1 protein-coding gene is annotated in these 1,234 nt (G+C 62.6%); it reads left to right on the top strand.

Annotated features, from left to right (window positions below):
* The first annotated feature begins 118 nt into the window (after window positions 1–118).
* The gene (locus E2C06_RS41130) at window positions 119–1,111 is read left to right on the top strand and encodes an IS110 family transposase (protein ID WP_165982921.1); all 993 of its coding nucleotides are present in this window, start codon (window positions 119–121) and stop codon (window positions 1,109–1,111) included.
* The last annotated feature ends 123 nt before the right edge of the window (window positions 1,112–1,234 follow it).

Consider the following 1,234-nt stretch of genomic DNA (forward strand, 5'->3'; position numbering starts at 1 on the left):
CGAGGTCGCCGAGGCGATGGTCACCCTCGCCATGATCCGTCTCATGCTCCACCGTCTCGCTCACCCGAACCGCAAGCGACTTCCTGCCCCGTAGCTTTCAAAACAGCCTTTGAGGAAGTTGGAGCCGCCGAACGCAGTGCCCTCGCGGCAGGTGGCCAAGGAAGCAGGGATTGCCGAGGCAACGCTGCACAGCTGGCGCCGCGATGCCCGCAGCAAGGGGCGCCTCTTGTCCGATGCCGACGCCGGCCCGCAGGGTTGGACGTCACGCGACAAGTTCGCCGTCGTCCTGGAGACCGCCGCCCTGAATGAGGCCGATCTCGCCGCCTATTGCCGCCAGCGCAGTCTCTTCCCTGAGAAGATCCAGGCCTGGCGGGCTGCCTGCGAGCAGGCCAACGATTGGGAGCGTGCCAGCAGCCAGCGGCTCGGCCAGGCGACCAAGGAGGAAAAGAAGCGCATCAATGCCATCGAGAGGCACCTGGCCCGCAAAGAAAAGGCGCTGGCCGAGGCGGAGGCGCTGCTGGTGCTGCGAAAAAACGCCGTGGCGATCCGAGTCGTGTTGCGCCGCAAGCTCAGCCGCGGCGATGTGCTCCCATTTTTCATGAGCCAACCCGAGGTTCTGATGGGCATCGAAGCGTGCGGTACAGGGCACTACTACGCTCGTGAAGTTGCCGCTTTAGGCCACGAGGTGAAGCTGCTACCGCCCACCTACGTCAAACCATACGTTAAGCACGGCAAGATCGATGCCGCCGACGCCGAAGCCATTTGCGAAGCGGTCACCCGGCCCAACATGCACTTCGTGCTGATCAAAACGCCCGAACAGCAGGCGGCGCTGATGATGCATCGGTCCCGTGAGCTGCTGGTCGGGCAGCGAACGGCTCTGGTGAATGCGCTTCGAGGTCACCTGGCCGAACTGGGCATTGTCGCTGCCAAGGGGATGGGTGGCGTCGTCGATCTCACGGCAGAGTTGATCGACGCGGACGAAACCAGAACACCACCGCTCGCCAAATCATCGCTCAACTACCTCACCGCACATTTAAAGGCGGTGGAGGTGCAGATCGACAAACTTGAGGCGCTGATCCTGGAATGGCAGAAGGGCAATGAGGTGTATTAATGATCCGGCCTGAGAGTCTGAACGCGAAATAAGCTGGGCGCTTTGGAGCGGCTTCGAGACGTAGGGCAGTGCGTCGGCGTCGCCTCACCATGTTGGGCCGATGTCTCGCACCAGCCTACGCAG

The organism is Dankookia rubra (genome assembly GCF_004355005.1).
In the GTDB taxonomy this organism is placed as follows: Bacteria; Pseudomonadota; Alphaproteobacteria; order Acetobacterales; family Acetobacteraceae; genus Paracraurococcus; species Paracraurococcus ruber_A.